Source organism: Sorangium sp. So ce145, from assembly GCF_051525985.1.
GTDB classification, from domain to species: Bacteria; Myxococcota_A; Polyangia; order Polyangiales; family Polyangiaceae; genus Sorangium; species Sorangium cellulosum_B.
This window is the reverse complement of sequence record NZ_CP150315.1, coordinates 9,605,099-9,629,295: the sequence shown is the minus strand read 5'-3', so window position 1 is coordinate 9,629,295 and position 24,197 is coordinate 9,605,099. Positions and strand designations below refer to the sequence as shown.

Here is a 24,197-nt window from a genome sequence, read left to right as displayed (position 1 = left end):
ACTCCTGATTCCTGTCCCTGAAGCGAGGTTGTAAGACGATGAGCAAGAAGAAGGTCCTGATCACGGGCGGCGCGGGCTTCCTCGGGATCAATCTGGTGCGGCACCTGCTCGAGCGCGGCTATGACGTCACGTCGCTCGACCTCCTGGACTTCGACTACCCCGAGCGGTCGCGCATCCGCGAGGTGCGCGGGGATATCCGTGACGCGGCGGTCGTCGACGCGGCGGTGAAGGGGCACGACTTCGTCGTGCACACGGCGGCCGCGCTGCCCCTGTACACGGCGGAGGAGATCTACACGACCGACGTGATCGGCACGCGCCTGGTCATGAGCGCCGCGCGCCGTCACGGCGTCGAGCGCGCCGTGCACATCTCCTCCACGGCCGTGTACGGCATCCCCGACCACCACCCGCTCTGCGAGGACGACCGGCTCGACGGCGTTGGCCCGTACGGGCAGGCGAAGATCCAGGCCGAGGTCGTGTGCCTGGAGGAGCGCGGCCGGGGGCTCGTGGTGCCCATCATCCGGCCCAAGTCCTTCATCGGCCCGGAGCGGCTCGGGGTCTTCGCCCTGCTCTACGACTGGGCGCTCGACGGCAAGGGCTTCCCCATGATCGGCGACGGCAAGAACCGCTACCAGCTCCTCGACGTGGCCGATCTCTGCGAGGCGATCACCCTGTGCATGACGAAGGAGGCGTCGATCGCCAACGACACCTTCAACATCGGCGCGAAGGACTTCACCACCATGGGCGAGGACTACCAGGCGGTGCTCGACGCGGTGGGCAAGGGCAAGAAGATCGTGCCCTTCCCGGCGGCGCCGGCGGTGCTCGGCCTGCGCGCGCTCGAGGCGATGGGCGTGTCGCCGCTCTACAAGTGGGTCTACGAGACGGCGTCCAAGGACTCGTTCGTGTCGATCGAGAAGGCCGAGCGGGTGCTCGGCTTCACGCCGAGGTACTCGAACAAGGACGCGCTGGTGCGCAACCTCGAGTGGTACCGGGCGCACCGGAGCGAGTTCGAGAGCCGCTCGGGCGTGACCCATCGCGTGCCCTGGAAGCAGGGCGCGATCGGCCTGTTGAAAGTCTTCTTCTGAGGGGCGCGCGGCGCCGGGCGAGCGAGATCATGATCACGAGTCGCCCGCAGCGGACCTCGGGATGAGCATCGACGACGACGCCCCCCTGCTGCAGGTGATGAGCCACCTCGGCCTGACCCGGGATGCGCTGCTCGGCGTCGGCGGTGAAGCCTGCGTGTTTGCGCTGGGGGGCGAGCGGGTCGCGCGCGTCCACCATCCCGGGACCGTCCGGGAGACGGTCGTTCGACGGGCCCAGCTGCTCGAGGACTTCCACCAGGGCGCGAGCGCGGTGCCGTTCTCGATCCCGCGCGTCCTGGAGATGACCGAGCTGCACGGCCGCCTCATCACCTTCGAGCCGCGGCTCCCCGGGCGGCCCCTCTTGCAGGTGCTCGGCGAGGCGGCCGGCGCCGAGCGGGAACAGCTCATCCTTCGCTTTCTCGAGGCCTCGACGCGCCTGCGAGCCCTGCGCGTGAGCGCTGCGTGGTACGGCGACCTCTGCGAAGCCGAGCCGATCCGGACGCCCTCTTACAGCGCTTACCTCGAGCTGCGCGCAAGGAAGAGCCTGACCTCCGCCGGGAGCGCGTTCGACGGCATCGATCCGGCGCCTCTGGCCGCCGCGCTGCCCGAGCCGGAGCGACCGAGCTTCGTGCACATGGACTTCTATCCAGGCAATGTGCTGGTCGAAGGCCAGGAGGTGAGCGCCGTGATCGACTTCGGGGGCCTACCCATCGTGGGAGACGCTCGGCTCGATCCGCTCTCGGCCGTCATCTACCTCACGCCGTTCATCACCACGACCGCCACGGATCGCGACCGACGCCTCGCCCGGGAGTGGCTGCTGGCCCAGCACCTCGACGCGCTGTTCGAGCCTGCGGAGCGATGGCTCGCCGCCCGCTGGTCGTTCGCGACCGACGACGTGCGCCTGCATCGATGGTGTCGGCGCGTGTTGCTCGGACACCAGGGGGATCCGTGAAGCGGACCCTTGGACCCACGCGGCGGGCGGTTCCTCCGGCCTTCACCACGGGGCCGCCCGCCTGCTTTGCCGATCGTCCAGGCAGGGGTGGAGTGGAATACACCCGGCGGGTCAGGGGGACGGCGCTGCACATGAGGCCGACGCGAAGCCCGGTACGCTCCGGCAGTCGCCGCGTCGCTAGAAAGATACGGCGGAGCGCTCCGCTGACGCGGCCCTGCTACTTTTGGTAACGTGTGAGAGCCGCTCGCTACTTTTGGTAACGTGCGAGCCGCTCGCTACTTTTGGTAACATATGAGCCCTTCGCACGATGCGTCGGCCCGCGTGCGTCGCGCTTAATCCTTTGAGCGCCTTCCGGGGGTTTTGTATCCTCACCCCATGCTGAAATCTTTGCGATTCCTCCACTTCGAGAATTTTCCTGCGTCATCGTCCCTGGCGCTCGGTGCGATGTTGTTGCTGGGCACGCTGCACGTCAGCGGCTGCGGCGGTGACGACGGGGAGGACACCTCCGGCGGCACCACCGGTGGCCAGCAGACGACGAGCAGCAGCGGCGGCGACGGCGGCGGCACGCCGGGAAGCTCCTCCTCCGGCGGCGGGGATCCCAGCGCGACCTCGGCGTCGTCCGGGGGGGGCAACGGCGGCTCGGATCCGGCTGGCACCGGCGGCTCGGATCCGGCCGGCACCGGCGGCTCGGACCCGGCTGGCACCGGCGGAGCGGGTGCGGGTGGAGGAGGGACGGGCGGCGGCGGTGATGGAGGATCGCTGCCCGACTCCGGCATTCCGCCGGCGCCCGGCGCTGGCAATGTGCCGAAGCCGTCCGGCGCGGCGGGCGGGTTCAAGGTCCTCGACTGGGCCGGCTTCGCGGGCGCCGTGACGTACAGCTTCGACGACGTGAACCAGACCCAGATCCAGCACTTCGATGAGATGATGGCGCTCGACGTGCCGTTCACCTTCTACGTCTGGACCGGTAAGCAGGAAGCGAACAACGCGGTCTGGAAACAGGCTCTGACGCGCGGGCACGAGCTCGCCAACCACACGAGGAGCCACTCGAGCAACGACAGCGGCTCCGATACGGACGCCGCGACGAAGGACATCAAGGACAAGTACGGCGTCACGCCGTACACGATGGCGGCCCCGAACGGCGCGGGTGTATACGAGGGCATCGCCCGGACGCGCTTCATGATCAACCGCGGCGTGTCCAACGCCCTGATCGGCCCGAACGACAACAGCAATCCGTTCGTTCTGCCCACCTACATTCCCCCGACCAACGCCTCCAAGGCGCAGATGGACTCGGAGGTCGCGAGCGCGCGAAGCGGCAAGAAGTGGCGCACCTTCTGCATCCACGGCTTCACCGGCGGCAACGACGGCGCCTATCAGCCCATCCCGTTCCAGGCCTGGTCCGATCACGTCAAGGCCGTCAAGGAGTACGGCGACGTGTGGATCGGCACCATGGAGACCATCGGCGCCTACTGGCGCGGTCAGAAGGCGATCACCGACGGCACCAACATGAAGAACGGGAACGACACGACCTACAGCTGGACGCTCCCCCAGAACTTCCCGCCCGGGAAGTACGTGCGCGTGACGGTCACTGGCGGCACGCTCAAGCAGAACGGCGCCCCGCTCAAGTGGGATCCGCACGGCTACTACGAAGTGGCGCTCGACGCGAAGTCCGTCACGCTCTCGCCGTGACGCGAGCCGCCCGAAGCCCCGCGCCGCTGCGGGCGCGGCTTCGGGCGGAGTCGACCCCACCCAGGACAGGTCCCGCAGCGGGGGCTTGACGTCTCCGGAGCGTTTGGGTCTCCTCTCCCCCAGCGAGAGCGCGTTTCATGCCTGACATCAGCAGTAGAACCATGGGGAGCTTCGCTCGGTTGCTCCGCGACCCGGTCATCCATTTCCTCTTCATCGGCGCGCTGCTGTTCCTCGGCCACCGGCTCGTCGCCGGCGATCCCAGGGAGATCGTCGTCAGCGCGGGGCTGAAGGCGGACTTGGAGCGGCAGTTCCGCGACACCATGGGGCGGGCGCCGACGGCGGCGGAGCTGGCGGAGGCGCTCGACGGGTGGAAGCGGGACGAGGTGCTCTACCGTGAGGCGCTGCGGGAGGGGCTCGATCGGCAGGATGCGACGGTGCGGGTCGCGCTGGCCGAGAAGCTGCGGACACGGGCGGCTCAGCCGGTGGCGGCGCGGGAGCCGACGGACGCAGAGCTTGACGCGTGGCTGGCTTCTCACCGGAGCAAGTACGAGACGCCGCTGCGGTACGATTTCGAGGTCGTGACCTTTCCCAGGAGCGATCCGGCTGCAGAGGAGCAGCGGTCGACGTATCGACGGGCGCTGGCCGACGGTGCGGACCCAAGGACGCTCGGTCGTCCGATCGTGGGTGGCAACCTCACCCGCGATTCAATCGCAGACAAGTTCGGACCCGCGGTCTCCGAGAGCATTGGCAGCTCGCCGCTCGCGACGTGGCAGCCCCTGGAGACCCAGGACAGCCTGCTGCTCGTGCGGGTCAACCAGATAAGCGGGGGGCTGCCCAGCCGCGAGGCGATCCGCGCGATCCTCACCGCCGACTGGGTCGCCGCACAGAAGAAGGAAGCCGTCGACGAGCTCGTCAAGAGCCTCCTTGCGCAGTACAGGTTCAAGGAGAGCCCTTGAATCGTTCTCGTCTGCTCCGGCTGGCTCGGTTCCTGCCGTTCTTGCTGGCCCTGCTTCTGGCGCCTGTCCCCGCTGCCGGCCACGCGCTCAACTCAGCGCTTCTTTCGCTGACGGAGGTGGAAGGTCACGACGGGCGGTTCCTCGTGCGCTGGCAGGCGAGCTCTGCCGCACTCCAGGCCGAGCTCGCGACGCCCGCCGTGTTCCCTCCGGCCTGCAAGGTCGAGGGAGCGTATCTCGACTGCGGTCACGACGGCCTCGTCGGCACCATCGAGCTCCCCTGGCTCGAGGGGACCGAGACCAACGTGATGGTCGCGGTCGAGTGGCGGAATGGAAGCCGGCTTGTCCGGGTGTTGACCGGCAACGACCCGAGCCTCTTGGTCTACGGTATCCCCGCCTCCGCCGGGCTCGGCGCGCTCCGGCCGATCATGGTCGATTACACGTGGCTCGGCGTCGAGCACATCCTGACCGGGTTCGACCATCTCCTCTTCGTCATCGCGCTCACGCTCCTCGTGCGCGGCGGCCGGAAGCTGCTCGGCGCTGTCACGGCCTTCACGGTCGCGCACAGCCTGACGCTGGCCTGCGCCGTGTTCGGCTGGTTGACGCTGCCGGCCCCGCCGGTCGAAGCGGCCATCGCGCTCTCGATCGTGCTGATCTGCGGCGAGTGCATGCGGTCGACCGACTCGCTGACCCGCCGGGCCCCATGGGCCGTCACGTTCGCCTTCGGGCTGCTTCACGGGCTCGGGTTCGCGTCGTCGCTGCTCGACATCGGGCTGCCGGAGAGGCATGTGCCGCTTGCGCTCCTGTTCTTCAACGTGGGCGTGGAGCTCGGTCAGCTCGGCGTGATCGCGCTGGTGGTCGCGCTGCGCCTCCTCGGCGCGCGGGTCCCCACGCAACCAGCGACGGTGAGGCGCGGCGTGCTGTATGCGATGGGCGCAATGGCAGGCTACTGGTCGATCGAGCGCGTCGTGGCGATGCTGACGGACGCCAGCATGTAGAGCGACGGTCGCCCGCTTCGGATACGGGCCCACCTCGACGTTTTCGGTGCTCAGCGCACCAGAGTGCGCTTGCGCGCCGAAAACGCCGATCTGGGCCCGTCTCCTGTGCGGGTGACCGCCGCTCTGCTCGGCATGTGCAGAGGCGGGCGGAAACCGCTCACCGCTTCTCGCCGCTCCCTCGCGCCGCGGGCGCGCCGCCTCCGGGCGTTGCGTCCACGGCGCCCGGCCCGAGCAGCGTGCCGCACATCGTCTTGCACAGGATGTCGGTCGGCTTGCACTCGCACTTGCCCTGCTCCTTGAGCTCGAGCTTCCCGCGCATCTGCTCGACGGTGAACTGCGCCATCCGCTCGACGCGAGACATGTCCCACCCCTCCTGGACCTGCCGGGGCGTCCGCGGCTCGGTGGCCTTGCCGTCGGGCTCGGCGCAGCAGCGGAAGCTCAGGAAGTAATAATAGAACCCCTCGTCGTGGGTGTAGATCTTCGGCCGGCACTGGTTGCGCACGCCCTTGTACCAGGGGCCGCCGGTGTGGACGCTGTCGAACTTGCCGCGCCAGCCGCCGCTCGTCTCGCTCGCCACCACCTCATCGGTGTTCGCCGGCAGGTCGGCGACGCCATAGTCGCTGATGCATTCGGGCTGCGACCCGCTCCGCACCCCCTTCCAGAGCCGGGCCAGCTCGCCCGGATCGCGCTTCGCGACCTTCTTCATGTCGGGATCGTCCCAGAGGTGGTCGCCGTTGCACTTCGTCGCGTCGCGCGAGTACCCGTACGGGAACGGCTTCATCTCGGGGCCCTCGCACGCGAGCGTCCACTCCGACTCGGTGCAGAGGCGCTTGCCGACGGCGGCGCACTTGACCTGCGCCTGGTGGAAGCGGTTCATCACCTCGGGCCGCTCCCCCTTCTTGTTCGGCCACTCGTACGTGTCGATGCAATAGCGCTTCTTCGTCCTGTCGCCCGTGCAGCGGGCCGGGGCGGGGGCGAACTCCTCACAGACCGTCTTCTTGTTCGACTTGTCGTACCAGCTGCGGAGGCAGGTGTGCTCGACCTCGCTGCAGTACTCGCCTTCCACGAGCTTCATGTCGGCAGGGCACGCCTGCTCCTCCGCGGCGGCGGTCTCCCCGCCGGCCGTCCCCGCCTGGGCGGCGGGCGCGCCGGCCTCCGGGGCGGCGGGCGCCGCGGCTCCGGCCTCGGGGGGGGACGGCGCGGCCGCGGGCGGGCGGCCGTCGTGCGCGCGCGGGGACGGCGCCGTCTGGGCCGGCTCCGGGGGTGCGCCGGAGCAGGCGGCGGCGAGCGTCAGGGCGGGGAGGGAGAGGGGGAGCAGGAGGCGTCGCATGCCCGGCGTCATAGTCGAGATCTCGGCGAGGGGAACCAGGCTCGCGCCCCCGGATCGACGCCGCGCGCCCCGGCCGGGCCGGAGGCGGTCCGGCGGGGGCGCGCTCGCTCCGGGCGGCGGCGCGCCGGGCGCTCTCCGGGGGCACCGGCTCCCCGCGCCGACGCTGCCGGATCTCGCCCTCTGCTCCGGCAACCTATCGACGCGCGCAGCTCGCCGTTCCCGCCGGAGGCGCGTGATATCGTCCGCCCGAAGGCAGAAGGAGTATCGCTGATGATGCGTACGGCTCGATTCGGTTCGCTGGTCCTCGCGCTCGTCTTTGCCGCTTCGGCGGCCGCCGTCTCGTGCGGCGACGACGGCGAGGCCCCGTCCAGCGCGGCAAGCGGCAATGGCGGTGAAGGCGGCGGGGGAGCCGCGGGGGGCGGGGGAGCAGCGGGCGGCGGCGCAGGGGGATCGGACCCCGGCGGCGTGACGATTCCCGATCTCGACGGGGAGGTCCGGGCGGTGACCGACGAGCTCGGGGTCCTTCACCTCGAGTGCGCGTCCGACGACGACTGCTTCGCCGCGCTCGGTTACTTCCACGCTCAGAACCGCTTCTTCTTCATGGATTTCATCCGCAACCTCGTCGAGGGGTCGCTCGGAGGGCTGGTGAAGGCGGGCGCGCGGGTGCTCGAGCAGGACTATCAGAACCGCCATTTCTTCACGACGCGGGAGGGCGAGCCGCTCGAGAGGGCGCTCTACGAGCAGGCGAGCCCGAAGGTGAAAGGGCATTTCGACGCGTATGCGCGCGGCGTGAACGCCTGGCTCGCCGACATGCGGAACAAGAGGAACGGCGCGACGCTGACCGTCGAGTACAACCTCGCGCTCATGGTGAAGGACCCGATCCGCGACTGGAGCCCGGAAGACAGCGCCGCCGTCGGCCTCTACGTGCTCAACGACCTCTCGAACAACAGCGAAGGAGAGCTCGAGCTCGCGGCGCAGGTGCCGCTGTTCGACGCGGCGCTCGCCGCCGATCTGTTCTCGCCAGCGCCCGTGTTCGACGCGTCCACCGTGCCCGCCGCGCAGACGGCGGACCTCGTGCGGCCCTTCGCGCCGGCGGCCGTGTCGCGGCTCTCGCCGCACCGGGCGCTCTTCACGGGCGCGGCGAAGCGCGCGGCGAAGGTCGGCGACGGCCGGCGCAAGATGGCGGGCGACGCCGGGTCGAACAACTGGGCTGTCGGCCCGGGCCGCACCGAGAGCGGCCACGCCATCCTGGCGAACGATCCGCACCTGTTGCTCGGCAATCCCAGCATCTGGTTCCCCGTCGAGCTCGACGCCAAGAGCAGGGGCGACGGCGAATACCACGTCGCCGGCGGCACGTTTCCGGGCATGCCGAGCGTGATGATCGGACAGAACGAGTCCATCGGCTGGGGCGTGACCACCGCGTACTACGACCTGGCCGACGTCTACCTGGAGACGCTGACCGGGGACGGCGCGTCGGTCGATTTCAAGGGGGAAGACGTGGCGATCGTCGAGAAGAAGTTCTCGTTCAAGGACGCGGCTTCCGGCGAGACGATCGAGAAGACCTTCCGCTGGGTCCCGCACCACGGGCCCATCGTGAGCGAGGACGCGGGCGCCGGGACCGCCGTGACCATCCGGTGGCGCGGGCACGACGGCGGGACGGACCTCGACGCGTTCTTCGCCCTCGGGCGCGCTGGAAGCGTCGACGAAGCCAGGAGAGGGCTCGAGGCGGCCAGCTCCGCCAGCCAGAATTTCGTGGTCGTCGACACCGAGGGGAACATCGGCTGGTTCCCGTACAGCAAGGTGCCGGCGCGGCCCTGGGCGTCGCCCGAGGTGCCCGCGTGGCTGCCGCTCCCGGGTGACGGAAGCGCCGAGTGGGGCGACCCGATCCCGTTCGCCGAGCTGCCGCAGCTCCTCAACCCGCCTGCGGCCGCGATCGCGACGGCGAACGGCGACATGACGGGCGCGACCGCCGACGGCGATCCCACGAACGACGGGCAAGGCGCGCTCCAGGCGTGGGACAAGGCCGACGGGACGCGCGAGCAGCGGATCCTGGATCTGCTCGCCGAAGGCGGCGACGCGCATTCGCCCGACACCATGACGGCGATGCAAGGCGACACGTACTCGCTCTATGGCAGCTTCGTCGTGCCTGCCGTGCTCTCGGCCGCGGAGCTGGCGACGTTGACGGACGAGGAGCAGGCCGTCGTCGGCGCGCTCGCCGCCTGGGACACCACATGTCCGACAGGGCTCGACGGGCACGATCCGGTGGACGCGGGCAAGGTGGACGACGCGACGCTCGCCGCCGAGTCGATCGGCTGCACGGCGTTCCACGCGACGTTCTATGCGATCGTGAGCGAGGCGCTGGGCGACGAGGCGGCGGCCGCGGGCCTCGATGAGCCCGGGTTCGGGCTGACCGTCGTGGCGCGCGCGCTGCGCGATCCGGCGCGCCTGAGCTCGGGCCCTCTGCTCTGGGACGACGTGACAACCGACGGCGTGGCGGAGACGCAGGACGACATCGTGCTCCGGGCGCTCGCGAAGGCGGCCGCCTCGCTCGCGGCCATCGGCCCGGCGGACGACTGGCGCTGGGGCCGCGTCCACACGCTCACGCTCCGCAGCATCTTCGATAACTTCGGCCTCGCCGTGTACAACGACGGGCCTTATGCCGCGCCGGGCGGGCTCTTCACCGTCAACGTCGCCAACCCGAGATCGCGCGCGCTCCCGCCGGACGGCGAGAAGCCCAGCTTCGCCTTCGCCAACGGGCCGTCGATCCGCCTGGTCATCGACGCGGATCCAGCGGGCCCGAAGATGCGCTTCGGGCTCCCCGGCGGGTCGGACCTCCACCGCGACAGCGCCTTCTACAACAACCTCCTTCCGCAATGGCTCGACAACGAGCCGCTCGAGTTCCACTTCGGGCCGGGCGCGGTGACGGATCCGGCGAGCGTGGTGGACGTCTCGCCGGCGCGCTGACCCCGCGCGAGCGCGCCGCGGGCCCCGGCGGCCCCATGTCGCCGGGCGCCGCCGGCGCGAGCGCGCGAGTCGGCGCGAGCGCGCGAGTCGGCGCGGCCGCCGCCCGCGCCGGCGCGTGATCCAGACTCCCAGGATCCCTCGGCTCCGCGGGTTCCTGGGACACCGATGATTCCATTCGAACGCGCAGAGAAGACCGTTGCGCCTAGGGCTATCCCCTGCTCGTATCCGGCCGCGCCTGGCGCCTTCTCCTGCGCTGCGATGAGGCGCGAACGAGCATTGGCCGTGAAGCGATCCCTGATCCGTGACCTGCGCCGGAGTCTGAATTACCTGTCTCCCCATCGCGCGAGGCTCTCCGTGTGCCTCGCGCTCACGCTCGTCTCGGGCGGCCTGCCCGCGCTCGAGCCGCTCGCGCACCGCGCGATCTTCGACCAGATCTCGGCGAGCGCTGGTGTCTTCGGCCCCGGGAGCGGGCCGGCCGCGCCCGGGGAGCAGAGCGCCCGGGCCCTCGCCTGCCTGACGCTCGCCCTGTGCGCGCTCGTCGTCCTCCGGCAGATCGCGGAGGGCCTGGCGGCGCTCGCCGTGTGGCGGGTGCGGCTCCGCATCAACCGCGACCTGCTCGACGAGACCACCGCGCGGCTGCACGCGCTGCCCCTCTCGTACCATCAGGAGAGGGGCGTCGGAGAGACGATGACGCGGGTCGATCGCGGCATCACGTCGCTCATGGACTGCCTTGCTTCGGTCGCGTTCCAGCTCTTCCCGGCGCTCGTCTACCTCGTGGTCTCGCTCGGGATCATGCTCCGGCTGAGCCCGCTGCTCGCGCTGGTCGCGGTCGGGTTCATCGTGCCTCCGCTCCTCTTCGGCAGGGCGACGACCGCGCGCCTCGTGGAGCGCGAGCGCGAGGTGCTCGACCGCTGGTGCGGGATCTACAACCGCTTTCAGCAGGTGCTCTCGGGCATCAAGACGGTCAAGGCGTTCGCGCGCGAGGCGGACGAGCACGCCCGGTTCATCCGTTCCGTCGAGGAGGCGCAGGGCGAGGTGCTCAAGAGCATCCGCCTCCAGACGCGGCTCTCCGCGGGCCGGAGCGTCTGCGTCAACATCGGACGTGTGGCGCTGCTCGGCGTGGGGGGCCTCCTTGTCCTCCGCGGGGAGCTCGGCGTGGGCACGCTGGTCGCGTTCCTCGGCTATGTCGGCGGCCTCTATGGCCCCGCGCAGACGCTCCTCGGCGTCTACGAGACGGCGCGCCGCGCCGAGGTCGGCCTGGCGGCGATCTTCGGCGTGCTCGACGCCGAGGTCGCGGTCGCCGATCCGGAGCGCGCCGTGAGCCCGGAGCACATCCGCGGCGACCTCGAGCTCGACCAGGTGAGCTTCCGCTACCAGCACGCCGCCGGGCGGGCGGTCATCGACGGGGTCTCGCTCTCGATCCGGGCCGGCGAGTTCGTGGCGGTCGTGGGCCCGAGCGGCGCCGGGAAGAGCACGCTCGCCGACCTGCTCCTGCGGCTGCACGATCCGACCTCCGGGGCGATCCGCATCGACGGGCTCGACCTCCGGGCGCTGTCGCAGCGCGCGCTCCGGCGGAGGCTCGGCATCGTCACGCAGGAGCCGTTCCTCTTCGAGGACACCATCGAGGCGAACCTCCGCTATGGCTCGCCCGACGCGACGAGCGAGGCGCTCCGCGCCGCGGCGCGCGCCGCCTGCGCGGAGGAGTTCATCGAGCGGCTCCCCCTCGGGTACCAGACCCTCGTCGGCCGCGGCGGCGTGGCGCTCTCCGGCGGGGAGCGGCAGCGCCTCGCGATCGCGCGCACGCTGCTCAAGGACCCGTCGGTCGTGATCCTCGACGAGCCCACGAGCAGCCTCGATATCGAGAGCGAGACCGCGGTGCAGCGGGCCATCGAGGGGCTCTCGCAGGGCCGCACCACGCTGCTCATCGCGCACCGGCTCTCCACCACCCTGCGCGCCGACCGCGTCGTCGTCATCGAGGGCGGGCGCGTCGTCGAGCAGGGCCCGCCCGCGGCGCTCCTCCGCCGCGGCGGGGCGTACCGCCGGATGATGGATCTCTGGCGGGCGCACGAGCCCTCCGGCGCGAGAGGCCCGGGCCGGGCAGGAGCGCTGGAGCCAGCGCTGCTCGAGGCCGCGGCGGCGTCCGGCGCGGTCGCGTGAGCAAAGCCCGACGCGATCGTGCGGGCGGAGCCCGAGGCGCCGGGTCAACGCATGATCCAGGAACGGGGGCGCAGGGCGACGCCGCACGCCCGCGCTGAGCCGTCGCGGCGAGGGCCGGCCATCTTAGAGGCTACCCGATGTCCGTGCACCTCCGCGTCGTTCGAAAGCCCCGTCCACCCGACGGTCCTGCCGGCGCGCAGGTCACCTCACCCGACATCCTGCGCGGCCTGCACGCTCGGAACCCCGCGGCGGAGCGCCGCCTGCTCGACACCTACGCGGGCCTCGTCGAGCGGATGCTGTTTCGCATCCTGGGCGACGTCCGGAGCCTCGAGGATCTGGTCCAGGACGTGTTCGCCCGGGTGTTCTCCCGCATCGACGACGTGCGCGAGCCCGAGGCGCTGAAGCCCTTCATCACCAGCGTCACCGTGTTCGTCGCGCGCGAGGCGCTCCGCAAGAGGCGCAGGCACCGCTGGCTCGCGTTCTTCGCGAGCGACGAGCTGCCGGAGGTCGCGGCCAGCGCCGATCCGGAGGCCCGGCAGGGCGTGCGTGCCTTCTACCGCGCCCTGGAGACGCTCGACGCCGACGATCGGCTGGCCTTCACGCTGCGCATCGTCGAGGGCCAGGAGCTCACGGAGGTGGCCGCTGCGTGCAAGGTGTCGCTCGCCACCGTCAAGCGCCGGATCCAGCGCGCGGAGCTCGCGTTCGTCGAGCGCTGCAAGAAGGATGAAGCTCTTTCTTCCTGGCTCGCGGAGGGCGACCGATGGACCTGAGGACCAAAGACGTCGCGGCCGTGGGGCGCCGGGTCGCCGCGCACCAGGATGCCGCGCTCGAGCGGCTGGTGCGGCCGTCGACCACGGATCGACTCGAGGCGATCTACCGCAAGGAGGCCGCGCTCTCGCTGAGCGCCAGGGCGGCTCCCCGCTCGCGGCGGCTCGGCGTCGCGCTCGCCGCGGCGTGCGTCGCCGCTTCGGTCCTCTGGTTCGTGCTGCTCCGGCCGGGCGACCCGTTGACCTACCGGGTCGCGGGGGCGCCGGGCGCCGTCGGCCGGTGGGTGGCGGCGGACGCGTCGCAGGTCGGGCTCGACTTCTCGGACGGGTCGCGCGTGGACCTCGCGCCCGGGACGCGCGCCCGCGTGACCGAGGTCGGCCCCCGGGGCGCGAGCGTCCTCCTCGAGCGCGGCTCGCTGCGCGTGCGTGTCGTGCATCGCGACGACACCCGGTGGGTGGTGGCCGGGGGCCCTTTCGAGGTCCACGTGATCGGCACCGAGTTCGACATCACGTGGAACACGGAAGCCGAGGAGCTCACGGTCTCGATGATCACCGGCCGCGTGCGCATCCTGGGGCCATGCGTCGACCCGTCGGGGCGCGCCCTCGCCGCCCCCGAAGCGACGCGGGTGGCGTGCGCGGCTCCTCGATCCGCCGCGCCGCGGGCGTCGTCGCCAGCGCCTGATCCTGAGGCCACCCCCTCCGCGCAGCCGCCCGCGCTCCTCCCGGGCGCGAGCGCCGCCGCATCCGCGCCCACCCCCGCGCCCGCCCCCGCGCCCGCCCCCGCGCCGCCCTCCCTCGGCGCGCCGCGGCCCCGCGCGGGCGAGCCTCTGGCCGAGGCCCCCGCCGAGCGCTGGCGCGCGCACCTCGCCGCGGGCAAGCTCGGCGAGGCGCTCGCGGACGTGGAGCTCCTGGGCATCGACGCGGTGCTCGGGCGCGCCGGCGGCGCGGAGCTCGTCGATCTCGGCTCCGCGGCGCGGCTTTCCCGCAAGCCGGACGTCGCGGCCAGGTTCTACGAGGCGGCGCGGCAGCGGTTTGCCGGGAGCGACGCCGCGGCTGCAGCGGCGTACCACCTCGGCCGCATGGCGTTCGACGGGCGCGGCGCCTGGGCGGAGGCCGAGCGCTGGTTCGCCGTGTACCTCGCGGAGAGGCCGCGCGGCGCGCTCGCGCCGGAGGCGCTCGGCCGCTCGATAGAGTGCGCGAGGAACCTGAAGCTCCGCGCGCGCGCCCGCGAGCTCGCCGCGCGCTACCTCGCGGCGTACCCGAACGGTGCCCACGCCGGGCTCGCGGCGACGCTCGCCGATGGGGCCGATTGAGGGGTCCGCTCGGCAGCCTGCGCGCTGGATCGAGCCTCCTTCCGCGGAGGTCGCGGCCGCCGCGCCGGCGCCGCCTGCGCTCGCCGGGGGCGCGCGCCGTGGCGCGCTCGATCGGCTGCGCGCTCGTCGCTTTGGCGGCGTTCACGGCGTTCGTGGCGCCGTGCTCCGCCGAGGAGGCGCCGCCGATCACGGTCGTCGCCGGCGCGCGCGGGGCGCTCGCGTACCGGCTCTCGCAGGAGCTCGAAGCGGCGGGCCTGCAGGTACACGTCCAGGCGGGCCCGGTGGCGGCGGGTTCCGGCGGGTTGCTCATCGTCATCCCCGAAGGCGAGGAGGGGGCCATCGAGATCTGGTCGGACTCGAGCGGGCGCGCGGACCTGGTCGCGAGCGTGGCGCCCGACGGCCCGCTCGACACCCGGGTGCTCCGCGCGGCGGAGCTGGTGCGGGCGCTCCGGTCGACGGCGTCGACGGCCGGGGCCCCCGCCGGAGCCGTCGCACCAGAGCCGGCGGCCGTCGCGCCGGCCCCGGTCCAGCCCTCTCCTGCCGCGCCTCCAGCCGCGTTGCCCGGTGAGGCGTGGCGGAGCCCGCCGATCCGCGCCTGGGCGCCGCCCTCGCCGCCGTTCGCGGTGGCTCTGGCGCCCAGGATCCCGCTCGTCGAAGTCGGTTTCGCGATCGCCGTGGGATGGCAGGCGCCTGGCGCCTCGCTGGCGCTCGATGCCTCGCTCCGGATCTGGCCCTCGGCCCGGATCGGCGCCGGCCTCCTGGCGGACCTGCCGGTCATCGGTCCCGAGATCGAGGCGTCCGAAGGCAAGGTTCGCTTTCGCCGCTCGCTCTTCGGCGCCGAGCTCGCCCTCGCGCCCATCGAGAGGAGCCGTCGGTTCGGACTCGTCCTCTCCCCCGGCGTGGGTCTCGGTTACGTGAGCGCGTCCGGCGATGCGAGACCGCCCTATATCGACAGCGATGAGTCCACGTTCACCGCCTTCGTGTACGGGCGAGGCGAGGCGCGTCTCCGGCTCGTCGACTCCGTGGCTCTCACGGCGGGCGCGCTCGGCGGCGCGGCGATCCCGCCTGTCGACATCCGGTTTGCAGGACGGGTGATCTCGACATTCAGCCCGCTCGCGTCGTTCTCGCTCGGTGTCGTCGTCCAGCGGTGAGCCGCCGCCACGACAGGCGGCCATTCATAGGAGCAAGCCACGCGCACTTCTTCAATCGAGATCGGAGAGGCCTCCTTGAAACAGCTCCTCGTACCTGGATGCACCGCGCTCATGACGCTTGTCGCCGCATGCGACAGGATCCCGCTCGATCCCATACGCGATGAGGGCGCCGGGGGTGGCGCGACCGGAGCGGGCGGGGCCGGCAGCGGCGGCGCAGGCGGCAGCGACGCCGTCGCCGGCAGCGGCGGCGCAGGCGGCAGCGACGCCGTCGCCGGCAGCGGCGGCGCAGGCGGCGCAGGCGGCGCAGGCGGCAGCGGCGGCGCGGGCGCCGGCGACGCCGTCGGCAGCGGCGACTCTCTGTGGAGCCGGCACTTCGCCTCGAACCCACGCCAACCCAACGTGTGGGTGGGCAGCCGCATCGCCGTGGACGAGCCCGGCAACCTCGTCGTCGCCACGGCGGGCGCCGATGGCGTCGACTTCGGCGACGGTCCGCTCTCGACCGGGGGCGCCCTGGCCTTCGCGCTCGCGAAATTCGACGAGGAAGGAGAGAACCTCTGGCACAAGGAATTCTCCGGTTCGGCCTACCCGAATGACGTCGCGGTCAACCAGGCGGGGCTCATTGCCACGACGGGGGTGGTTTACGGGACCGGCGTCGACTTCGGAGGTGGTTTGCTGGTGGGGCAGGAGTCGGGCGGCGACGCCTTCGTGGCCGTCTTCACGGCAGACGGAGATCACGTCTGGTCGGCTCGGATCGGCGTCGATGGTGATCAATGGGCGGACAGCCTCGCCATGGATGCAGCCGGGAACGTCGTCGTGGCAGGGACGTTCATGGGCCATATCAGCGTCTGCGGCGCCTCGCTGACCAGCGTCGGTGACATGGACTCGTTCATCGCGAAGTTCGACCCTGCGGGGAATTGCCTCTGGAACAAGCAGCTCGGCTACACGGAGATCCACAACGTCGCGCTCGACGCGTCGGGCAGCGTCGTCCTCGCCGGCAGCTTCGGCGACTATTTCGCCGAGGCGATCGACCTCGGCGGCGAGCCGCTGATCACCGCGGGCAGCGAGGATATCTTCGTGGCGAAGCTCGACGCCGCCGGTGAGCACGTCTGGAGCAAGCGGTTCGGCGACGAGGCGCTCCAGAGGGCGTACGGCGTCGCGATCGACGGCGCTGGAAACGTCGTCATCAGCGGGACGTTCCTCGGGAGCGTGGATTTCGGCGCAGGTCCTCTGGTGAGCGAGGGAGGGTACGGTCCTCTCGAGCCCGGCTCTGTCACGTGGGGCGGCAACGCCTTCGTGACCAAGCTGAGCCCGGCAGGCGAGCTCCTCTGGGCGAAGCGCCTCGGGCAGTATGGGCCGCAGACGGCGCTGGACGTCGCGGCGACCGTGGACGGCGAGCTCGCGATCACCGGCTTGATCTACGGCGACGTCGACTTCGGCACGGGCCTGATGGACTGCACCTATGGCGATGCCTTCGTCGCGAAGCTCGATGCGGCGGGCACGGTCCGCTGGGTGAAGCACACCGGCGGCAGGGGGCAACAGTACGGCTATTCCACGGCCATGGACGCGACCGGCCACGTGTACGCCGCCGGCCCGTTCCTCGGCACCATCGATTTTGGCACGGGGCCGCTGGCGGCTCCGACGTCTACGACCCGGGCGATCTTCCTCGCGAAGTTCGGCCCCTGAGGCCGCGGGCGGCGATCCGCGAGGTGGCCCTCACCGCAGGCAGGCGCCGAGCCACCGCGCGGCGTTCTGTCCGAGGGCGGGGCCGAGGAGCTCGGGAGGCAGGTGAAGGCCCTGATAGGTGCCGATGGTGCGGGCCGGTTGATCGGCGGTTTGACGAAAGAAGCGAAACTTGTCCTCTTTCAAGAGACCCATGTTCGACTCCACCTGCAGGTCCCACAGCTCCATGGACATGGGGTCCAGCCCGCTGGTCACGAGATCGGTCCCGAACAGGAAGCGCTCGGGCCAGCGAGAGAACAGCCCGAGGAGCCGGGCGCGCTCCCGCTCGAGGCTCGCGAACCCCTCTGTCGCCGGCCCGGCAGAGCCATGGCTCGTATCGACGAGGAGGCGCGGAAAGGCCTCCATCAGGGACTCCATGCGCGCGAGGTCGGTGCGGCTGCCGCAGAGGTGCGCGCACACGAGCTGCAGGTCGGGGAAGGCGCGCAGGACCGCCTCGAGCTCGCCCCTGTAACGGACGGTGTTGGCATGAAGCAGAACCGGAACCGCCTGAGCCGCGAGCGCCTGCCACATCGCCTGGTGCGAGGGGTCATCGAGGGGACGCTCGTGGAAGAGGTTGTGCCCCTGGTAAAGCTTCACGCCGCAGGCGCCCCGGCGGCGCAGCTCGGCGAGGTACGGGATGTCAGCGTCCCCCAGCTCCAGGGTGACGAAGGGAATGAGCTTTCCACGGTGAGCCGCGGCGGCGTCGAGGACGATGTCGTTGCCCGCGCGGTAGCCGGAGAGGCCAGCGCCGCCGCGGCCGCTTGTCAGGTCCGGGCTCGCCAGGATGACGGCGCGATCGACGTGATGCTTGGCCATGTGCGCGAGCAATGGTGCCACCGCGCTGGCCTCGGTCAGGTGCACATGGATGTCGATGACCTCCTGGCGGGCCGGCGGAGGCGGCGACGAACGGCACCCCAGGACGGCGGCGAGCGCGGCGCCCCACGCGATGCTCCGGACGCGAGCGCCGCGCTCGGCGCGCGAGCTCATCGGAGGAGGGCGATGAGGGCGGCGGCGACCACGAGAGCGATGAGCGACGATTGGATCCATCGCCGACAAGGATACGCCGTGGCGGGGATGGCGCCATGAGAAAGGAGGGAGTCGGGAGATATGAAAAATGATGTGAGCTGACGATTCGCTTCTGAGCCTGCTTTGTGCGAACGCTCGATGTTCGCGCCTCAGGGCGAAGTTTCGCCCTGGAGGTCGTTGTTCATTCGTGCCCAGTGGAGTTGTCTATGTCGCTCATTCGTAGCTCGGTTCGTCTCATGGGGTTCGCGGCGCTCTACGCGTCTTTGTTTGGAACGACATCTTGCTCGCGCTGGCTGGACGATGGCGCGGGCTCAGGCGCCGAAGGAGGCGGCGGCAGCGATGCCAGCGGCAGTACCGGCATCAGCGGTAGCGGCAGCGGCGGCAGCGGCAGCGGCGGCACCAGCGGCAGTGGCGGCAGCGGCGCCACCAGCGGCAGCGGCGGCAGCGGCGGCAGCGGCGGCAGCGGCGGCAGCGGCGTTGGCGGGGCTGGTGCAGGCGGGGCCGCGACCGGGGGCGGCGGAGCGTCTGTTTGCGCAGACGACGCCTACGAGGCGAACGACGCGTCCGCCGCTGCGGCTCCGCTCGCCTATGACCACACCGACGACAGCCTCGGTCCCAGCGCGTGGTTCTCGAAGATCGACTTCGTCCTCTGCCAGGGCGACGAGGACTGGTACCTGCTCGACACCACCTCTCTCGGGATCGAGGAGGTCAACTGGAGCCTTCGCGTCCTGGCCTCCGGGGCAGGGCTGTGCGGCGCGGGTTGTGAGCAGTACACTCCGCCCCCCGGTCCAGAGAACACGTTGATCGTGGAGGTCTACAGCGCTGCCACGATGGAGCTCCTCGGGGCCGAGGAGAGCGATCATGGACGGGTATGGCTCGATGGAGGGGGCGCAGATTCGGCGAACGATCTGCTGCTCCGCATCTATGGGCCGCCCGAGGCGAACTACCCGTACGACATGAGCTTCGTCGCCAAGTCCTATGAAGGGGAGGACGAGTGCGAGTGCTGATCTCCGCCTAGCGCCGCGGCGCCCGCTCAGCCCTGCTTCGGCGCCTTCATCCGCGCCGGATCCACGCTCACGTCCCGCGCCACCTTGCCGAACGCGATGACGCTGCGGTCGCCGTTCCGCTCCTCGATGACCACCCGCCGCACCGACCACAGCTCTGGCCCCGAGGTCATCTCGAGGCTGCGCACGTGCTTCGCGACCTCCTCGGCCCGCGGCCGCGCCGCCAGCGTGATCCCGTCCGCGCGGCTCGGGATCGACAGATCGTAGCGCGCCCGCAGCTTCCCGAGATCGCCGCCGAGCAGCACCAGGAGGTCCGACAGCACCGCCCCGAAGCGCCCCGCCGCGCCGCGCCCCGCGCCCGCCGCGCCCTTCGGCGTCGCGAAGCCGAACCCCTCGGGCGTGATCCAGTAGGTGATCGCGTCCGGCGGCTTCAGCTCCCACCGGAGCCGGTCGGGCAGCACCAGCGTCATCTCGCCGTCGCTCTTCACCGCCGTCGCCAGCAGGCCGATGCTCCGCTCCTGCGTGAACGGCGCGACCAGCGTCTTCACCGACGCGCGCGCCCGCGTGATCTCGGCGAGCGCGTCGCCCACCTCGTCCGCGCGCGCGCGGCGCGCGTGGCTGCCGATCGACAGCGCCCCGCCGCACACCGCGAGCCCCATCAGGAAAGATCGTCGCTGCATCCTCGCCTCGTCCTCTGACATGGTCATGTCAGACGAGCGGGCCGCGCTCAATCTGCAATGGGCTTCGGCGTGTTGGGCCCGCTCTCCGGCAGGTCCGGCTTCGCGATGTACTCCTTCGGGAGATCGCCCGTCAGGCTCTTCAGCCACACCACGATCTGCTCGACCTGCGCATGGGACAGGTCCTTGCCGAGCTGGTGCTTGCCCATGAGCCGCACCGCCTCCTGCAGCGACGAGACGGACCCGTCGTGGAAGTACGGCGCCGTCATGGCCACGTTGCGGAGCGTCGGCACCCGGAAGACCATGAAATCGGCCTGCTTCTTCGTGATCTCGAAGACGCCGCGGTCCATCGTGTCGGGCCACGACCGCACGAGGCCGAGCTTCTGGAACATCGTCGCCCCGACGTGCGGGCCGAAGTGGCACGTCACGCAGCCGACCTCGACGAACGTGTTGAACCCTTCCTTCTCCGCGTTGGTCAGGGCCTCGGGCTCCCCCTCCAGGAACAGGTCCCACCGCCCGCGCGTGATCAGCTTGCGCTCGAACGCGCCGATCGCCTTCGCGGTGTTGTTGGCGTTGACGGGCCACGGATCGCTCGGGAACGCCCTGGCGAACGCCTTCACGTACTCCGGGATGGAGCGCAGCGTCGCCTCCAGCCGCACCGGCGTCATCGCCATCTCGCTCGGGTTCATCATCGGCCCGTTGGCCTGGGCCTCGACGTTGTCGAAGCGCCCGTCCCACATGAGCGAGAAGAACCCCGCGGAGTTGTACACGCTCGGCGTGTTGCGGCGGCCGCTCTGGTGCGCGTGCCCGATCGACACCTTGGCGCCGTCCGCGCCGTAGCGATCGAGCGGGTGGCACGAGTTGCACGAGAGGTCGTGGTTCTTCGAGATCCGCGTCTCGTAGTAGAGCATCCGGCCGAGGTTGATCTTCTCGTCCGTGAGCGGGTTGCTCGAGGACGTGATGACCGCCGGCAGCGGGTTGAAGCTCCCGAGCCGCTCCGGATCGATCTGCACGGCCGGCTCGGCCGTGGCCGCGGCGGACGCGCCCGGCGCCGCGGTGGGCGCGGCCGGGGCGGCGGCCGCCGGCGCGGGCTGCGTCCCGCCGGTCGCCGGGGCGGACGCGGACGCCGTCGTCTTCTGCACCAGCCAGGCGCCGACGCCGGCGCCCGTCGCCGCGACCAGCGCCGCCGCCACCACGAGCGGGGCCGCCTTGCTGCGGGGGCGCACGTGGGCGGTGGGCTGGTCACCCGCCACGATGATCGTCTTGTGGAAGGGCACGGAGGTGCCCGAGACCGTCCTCGATGGCGGCGGGCCGTCCGGGAGCCCGCGGATGAGGAGGCCGTGCGGGGTCGCGTGGTGGCCGCTCTGGGTCGTGTGGTGGTGGCCGCTCTGGGTCGCGTGGTGGTGACCGCTCTGGCCGAGCTGCCCGCTGTGCGTGACGTGCTCGGGCCAGCTGCGGGGCGTCCCCACGGGCGTGGGCGGGCGCCGCGTCGATATCTCGCCGGGGTCCGGCCAGCTGCGGGACGTGCTCCCGGGCGTCGGCGTGCGGCTGCGGGGCGTCCCCACGGGCGTGGGCGGGCGCCGCGTCGGGGCGTCGGGGTTCGGCGGCCCCTGCGAGGGCGGCGGCATGTCGGCCTGCACCGAGTCGGGGAGGGGCCGCAGCATGCTCTCGTGGATCGAGATGCCGTGCGGCAGGAGCATCCGGCACTCGTCGAGCATCTCCGCCGCGCTCTGGAAGCGCAGGTTCCTGTCGATCTGGAGCGCGCGCTGGACGATCTCGGAGACCTCGTAGGGCACCCAGGGCGCCAGCGTCTGGATGGGCGGCGCCGGGGTCGAGCAGATCGCGACGATGAGCTCGCCGAGCCCCCGCGAGTTCCTGTAGGGGGTGCGCCCGGCGAGCATCTTGAAGAGGACGATGCCGAGCGACCAGACGTCGGTCCGGCCGTCGACGTCCCGCATGTTGCGCGCCTGCTCGGGCGACATGTAGATGGGCGAGCCGATCAGGTTGCTCGTGGCCGTGAGCTCCTGGTGGTGCTCGAACGAGTCGTCGGCCTGGATCTTGGCGACGCCGAAGTCGAGCAGCTTGACCGCGTACTCGCCCCCGTCGCGCCGCGCCAGGAACAGGTTGGCGGGCTTGATGTCGCGGTGGAGGACGCGCGCGTCGTGCGCCTTGATGAGGCCCATGCACGCCTGGGCCACGATGCAGAGCGCGAGCTCGGGCGGCAGGGGGCCGAGCCGCCGGAGCATCTGGTCGACGTCCTCGCCGTTGAGCAGCTCCATCACGAGGAAGGGCAGCCCGGTCGCGCGGTCCCTGCCGCTGTCGAGCACGCTCGCGATGTGCTCGCTGTCGATCGCGCCGGCCGCCCTGGCCTCGCGCTCGAAGCGGGCCATCACCGCCTCGTCCTGCGCGAGCTTGCTCGTGATCACCTTGACGGCGACGCGGCGGCCGGTGCCCAGGTGCCGTGCCTCGTAGACCGCCCCCATCCCGCCTTCCCCGAGCAGCCCGAGGATGAGGTACCGTTGATCGAGGGTCGTGTTGATCAGGTTGATGTCCGTCATGGTCTGGTCGACCCGGTCGCCGCTCCGATGCCGCGACCTTGGCGCCCCGAATCGCATTGTCGGACGGAAGGTCGCGCTAGGCAATCTTGCGGTAAGGCCACGCCGGACGAGAGGTGTCCCACCTCCGGTGTATGGGCGTGGGAGAGAGGGCACCCCGAAACCACGCCGAAAACTTGCGATTTCGCGCCGGGTATGTCGCTGCTGCGCTGCGGGGAGGGCCTTCGTAGGCGTGGCGGCGCGGCGCTTTCGTGCTCGCCGTGGGATGAGGCGCGTCCCGGGCGCGGGACTGTCGCGCTCGCTCGCCACGCTCGCCACGCTGGCGATCGTGGCGTCACGGCATGGAGACGGCGCCGCCGCGCTTGCGCGAGGGACGGAGCGGTTATTGGGTTGCGTCTGTTTATTTTAAGGATTGTCGTTGCCGCGCTCCCCGCCTTCGTGGGGTGAGCCGGCGCGCTCCCAGGCGGCGTAGTCGCCGCTCGTGAGCAGCGGATCCTCGGGCAGGGCGTCGGGCTCGGCGGTGTCGAGCGCCGGGTCGAACGCGGGGTCGAGCAGCCGGGTGAGGTCGAAGCGGAGGAAGCGGCCGGCGAGGTGGGGGCCTTCGCTGACCCAGAGGACGCGCGCCGTGGCGTCCATGACGACCGCGTGGGTGGCGATGAGCGCGTCGATCGCGCGCCGATCGCCGAGCGGCAGCGGCGCGCCGCCGCGCCCGCGCCGGTCGCGCAGCACGTCGATCGCCGCCTCGATCGTCGCGCCCTCGGGCAGCGCCGCGAGCCGCTCGTCGAGGCGCTCGCGCCGCGGGCGGGTCGAGGTCTCGGCCTGGACGCGGAGGTTGCGCGGATCGCCCGCGAGCGGCCCCTCGAAGTGGTTGGTGAGCGGGACCTTGCCGCGGCCCCGGCGCGCGTGCAGCGGCGCGCCGGGCGCCCGCTCGGCGATCGCCGCCTCGCCGCCCGCGTCGACCAGCATCACGAGGTGGGAGACCATCGGCGCGCGCGCCTCGAGGATCGCGAGCGCCTCGTCGACGCCCCGCGCGCGGCCGAGCACCTCGCGCATCGTGTGGACGACCGGCTCGCCTGCCGCCCGCGGCTCGCCGGCCCGCCCGCCGTGGACGACGAGCGCGAGGCCCGCGGCGTTCATCCCCGTCACCGCGCCGATCAGGCCGGGCCAGGACACCGAGGCGTACGGGATCTTCCCCTGCTCGTGGACGAGGAACACCGCCTTGCCCTCGTCGAAGACGGGCCCGGCCTCGAAGTCGAAGTTGCGGGCGAGCACCGCGTGCCCGTCCGCCGACGCCGTCCCGGTGAGCGCGAAGCTCGTGCAGCCGATGAGCGGCGAGTGCTCGAACGAGAGCGCGATGTCGTAGAGCGACTGGAGGAAGACGAAGCGGTGGTACGTCGGGAGGACGCCGTCGAACGGGTCGGGCGAGAAGGCGCGGGCCTGCGCGGCGATCTCGCGCCGGACGCCGTCGGTCATGCCCTCGTCGACGTCGCGGAACTCGAGGCGCGACAGGTCCATGATGAGCCACCGGAGCGGGGCGACCGGCACGTGGCGGTGGAACTGCTCGTAGAGGGTCCCCTCGTTCTGGACCATCTCCGGGTAGAAGAGCCGCCCGTGCTGGTGCCCGATCTCCTCTGGCGACCCGGAGAGGCGCGCCTCGAGGATCCGCCCGCGGCGGCGCACGTAGGCCGGGCCGAGCACGCGTAGCCCTCCCGGCCTCGCCTCGGGCTCGCCGGCGGCCGCGCGGATCGGGGGCGGCTCGATCCGCGTCGTGGCGGCGATGCCGAGGTGCGCGAGGATCGGCGCGGCGAGGAGCGCGGCGGCCGCGAGGAGCTTGCGGCGGTGGCGTGCGAGGCGCGGCGGCCGCAA

17 protein-coding genes are annotated in these 24,197 nt (G+C 71.6%); 12 read left to right on the top strand and 5 right to left on the bottom strand.

What is annotated here, in order from left to right:
• The first annotated feature begins 38 nt into the window (after positions 1 to 38).
• The 5 genes from WMF34_RS35620 to WMF34_RS35600 all read left to right on the top strand — a co-directional run bounded on the left by WMF34_RS35620 (position 39) and on the right by WMF34_RS35600 (position 5,668).
• A complete protein-coding gene (locus WMF34_RS35620) occupies positions 39 to 1,082 on the top strand; it encodes an NAD-dependent epimerase/dehydratase family protein (RefSeq protein WP_012239611.1) in 1,044 nt (347 codons plus the stop codon).
• A 61-nt stretch (positions 1,083 to 1,143) separates the two neighbouring features.
• Entirely contained in the window at positions 1,144 to 2,031 is an 888-nt protein-coding gene (locus tag WMF34_RS35615; protein WP_437990625.1) for a phosphotransferase family protein, read from the top strand.
• A gap of 375 nt (positions 2,032 to 2,406) precedes the next feature.
• Positions 2,407 to 3,717 (top strand): polysaccharide deacetylase family protein, encoded by a 1,311-nt coding sequence (locus tag WMF34_RS35610; protein WP_437990624.1) that lies wholly within the window; start codon positions 2,407 to 2,409, stop codon positions 3,715 to 3,717.
• Between the two features lie 137 nt (positions 3,718 to 3,854).
• Complete coding sequence (locus WMF34_RS35605) at positions 3,855 to 4,673, top strand: peptidyl-prolyl cis-trans isomerase (protein ID WP_437990623.1); 819 nt, start codon at positions 3,855 to 3,857, stop codon at positions 4,671 to 4,673.
• Positions 4,670 to 5,668 (top strand): HupE/UreJ family protein, encoded by a 999-nt coding sequence (locus WMF34_RS35600; RefSeq protein ID WP_437990622.1) that lies wholly within the window; start codon positions 4,670 to 4,672, stop codon positions 5,666 to 5,668. Before WMF34_RS35605 ends, WMF34_RS35600 begins: the two co-directional genes overlap by 4 nt.
• Positions 5,669 to 5,825: 157 nt before the next feature.
• Here the strand turns inward: WMF34_RS35600 and WMF34_RS35595 are convergent, their stop codons facing one another.
• Complete coding sequence (locus tag WMF34_RS35595) at positions 5,826 to 6,998, bottom strand: SUMF1/EgtB/PvdO family nonheme iron enzyme (RefSeq protein WP_437990621.1); 1,173 nt, start codon at positions 6,996 to 6,998, stop codon at positions 5,826 to 5,828.
• 270 nt (positions 6,999 to 7,268) lie between these two features.
• On the opposite strand from WMF34_RS35595, the gene WMF34_RS35590 reads away from it, so the two are divergent.
• The 6 genes from WMF34_RS35590 (at position 7,269) to WMF34_RS35565 (ending at position 17,033) form a co-directional block, all read left to right on the top strand.
• Positions 7,269 to 9,962 carry a penicillin acylase family protein gene (locus WMF34_RS35590; protein ID WP_437990620.1) on the top strand — a complete coding sequence of 898 codons (2,694 nt, stop codon included), beginning with the start codon at positions 7,269 to 7,271 and terminating at the stop codon, positions 9,960 to 9,962.
• Positions 9,963 to 10,244: 282 nt separating this feature from the next.
• Entirely contained in the window at positions 10,245 to 12,119 is a 1,875-nt protein-coding gene (locus WMF34_RS35585) for an ABC transporter ATP-binding protein (RefSeq protein ID WP_162144036.1), read from the top strand.
• Positions 12,120 to 12,256: 137 nt separating this feature from the next.
• Positions 12,257 to 12,889 (top strand): RNA polymerase sigma factor, encoded by a 633-nt coding sequence (locus tag WMF34_RS35580; RefSeq protein WP_012239606.1) that lies wholly within the window; start codon positions 12,257 to 12,259, stop codon positions 12,887 to 12,889.
• Entirely contained in the window at positions 12,880 to 14,199 is a 1,320-nt protein-coding gene (locus WMF34_RS35575; RefSeq protein ID WP_437990619.1) for a FecR domain-containing protein, read from the top strand. The genes WMF34_RS35580 and WMF34_RS35575 overlap by 10 nt, the downstream gene beginning before the upstream one ends.
• A gap of 98 nt (positions 14,200 to 14,297) precedes the next feature.
• Positions 14,298 to 15,350: a hypothetical protein gene (locus WMF34_RS35570; protein WP_437990618.1), complete on the top strand. Its 1,053-nt coding sequence runs from the start codon at positions 14,298 to 14,300 to the stop codon at positions 15,348 to 15,350.
• Positions 15,351 to 15,461: 111 nt separating this feature from the next.
• Positions 15,462 to 17,033: a hypothetical protein gene (locus WMF34_RS35565; RefSeq protein WP_437990617.1), complete on the top strand. Its 1,572-nt coding sequence runs from the start codon at positions 15,462 to 15,464 to the stop codon at positions 17,031 to 17,033.
• A gap of 30 nt (positions 17,034 to 17,063) precedes the next feature.
• Here the strand turns inward: WMF34_RS35565 and WMF34_RS35560 are convergent, their stop codons facing one another.
• Entirely contained in the window at positions 17,064 to 18,056 is a 993-nt protein-coding gene (locus WMF34_RS35560) for an amidohydrolase family protein (RefSeq protein ID WP_437990616.1), read from the bottom strand.
• 245 nt (positions 18,057 to 18,301) lie between these two features.
• Here WMF34_RS35560 and WMF34_RS35555 point away from each other — a divergent pair, with 245 nt between their 5' ends.
• Positions 18,302 to 19,102, top strand: a complete 801-nt coding sequence (locus WMF34_RS35555; protein ID WP_437990615.1) for a hypothetical protein — start codon at positions 18,302 to 18,304, stop codon at positions 19,100 to 19,102.
• 26 nt (positions 19,103 to 19,128) lie between these two features.
• Here the strand turns inward: WMF34_RS35555 and WMF34_RS35550 are convergent, their stop codons facing one another.
• The 3 genes from WMF34_RS35550 to WMF34_RS35540 all read right to left on the bottom strand — a co-directional run bounded on the left by WMF34_RS35550 (position 19,129) and on the right by WMF34_RS35540 (position 24,197).
• Entirely contained in the window at positions 19,129 to 19,779 is a 651-nt protein-coding gene (locus tag WMF34_RS35550) for a LolA family protein (protein ID WP_437990614.1), read from the bottom strand.
• 47 nt (positions 19,780 to 19,826) lie between these two features.
• Positions 19,827 to 22,334, bottom strand: a complete 2,508-nt coding sequence (locus WMF34_RS35545) for a cytochrome c peroxidase (RefSeq protein WP_437990613.1) — start codon at positions 22,332 to 22,334, stop codon at positions 19,827 to 19,829.
• A 402-nt stretch (positions 22,335 to 22,736) separates the two neighbouring features.
• Positions 22,737 to 24,197, bottom strand: coding sequence for a C45 family autoproteolytic acyltransferase/hydolase (locus tag WMF34_RS35540; RefSeq protein ID WP_437990612.1), 1,461 nt, complete (start codon positions 24,195 to 24,197; stop codon positions 22,737 to 22,739).

Excerpts from the sequence above, each read along its gene's own strand:
- WMF34_RS35595 (WP_437990621.1), bottom strand. The coding sequence starts at position 6,998 with ATGCGACGCCTCCTGCTCCCCCTCTCCCTCCCCGCCCTGACGCTCGCC.
- WMF34_RS35565 (WP_437990617.1), top strand. The coding sequence starts at position 15,462 with ATGACGCTTGTCGCCGCATGCGACAGGATCCCGCTCGATCCCATACGC.
- WMF34_RS35620 (WP_012239611.1), top strand. The coding sequence starts at position 39 with ATGAGCAAGAAGAAGGTCCTGATCACGGGCGGCGCGGGCTTCCTCGGG.
- WMF34_RS35560 (WP_437990616.1), bottom strand. The coding sequence starts at position 18,056 with ATGAGCTCGCGCGCCGAGCGCGGCGCTCGCGTCCGGAGCATCGCGTGG.
- WMF34_RS35545 (WP_437990613.1), bottom strand. The coding sequence starts at position 22,334 with ATGACGGACATCAACCTGATCAACACGACCCTCGATCAACGGTACCTC.
- WMF34_RS35575 (WP_437990619.1), top strand. The coding sequence starts at position 12,880 with ATGGACCTGAGGACCAAAGACGTCGCGGCCGTGGGGCGCCGGGTCGCC.
- WMF34_RS35580 (WP_012239606.1), top strand. The coding sequence starts at position 12,257 with ATGTCCGTGCACCTCCGCGTCGTTCGAAAGCCCCGTCCACCCGACGGT.
- WMF34_RS35605 (WP_437990623.1), top strand. The coding sequence starts at position 3,855 with ATGCCTGACATCAGCAGTAGAACCATGGGGAGCTTCGCTCGGTTGCTC.
- WMF34_RS35550 (WP_437990614.1), bottom strand. The coding sequence starts at position 19,779 with ATGCAGCGACGATCTTTCCTGATGGGGCTCGCGGTGTGCGGCGGGGCG.
- WMF34_RS35555 (WP_437990615.1), top strand. The coding sequence starts at position 18,302 with ATGTCGCTCATTCGTAGCTCGGTTCGTCTCATGGGGTTCGCGGCGCTC.
- WMF34_RS35610 (WP_437990624.1), top strand. The coding sequence starts at position 2,407 with ATGCTGAAATCTTTGCGATTCCTCCACTTCGAGAATTTTCCTGCGTCA.
- WMF34_RS35590 (WP_437990620.1), top strand. The coding sequence starts at position 7,269 with ATGATGCGTACGGCTCGATTCGGTTCGCTGGTCCTCGCGCTCGTCTTT.
- WMF34_RS35615 (WP_437990625.1), top strand. The coding sequence starts at position 1,144 with ATGAGCATCGACGACGACGCCCCCCTGCTGCAGGTGATGAGCCACCTC.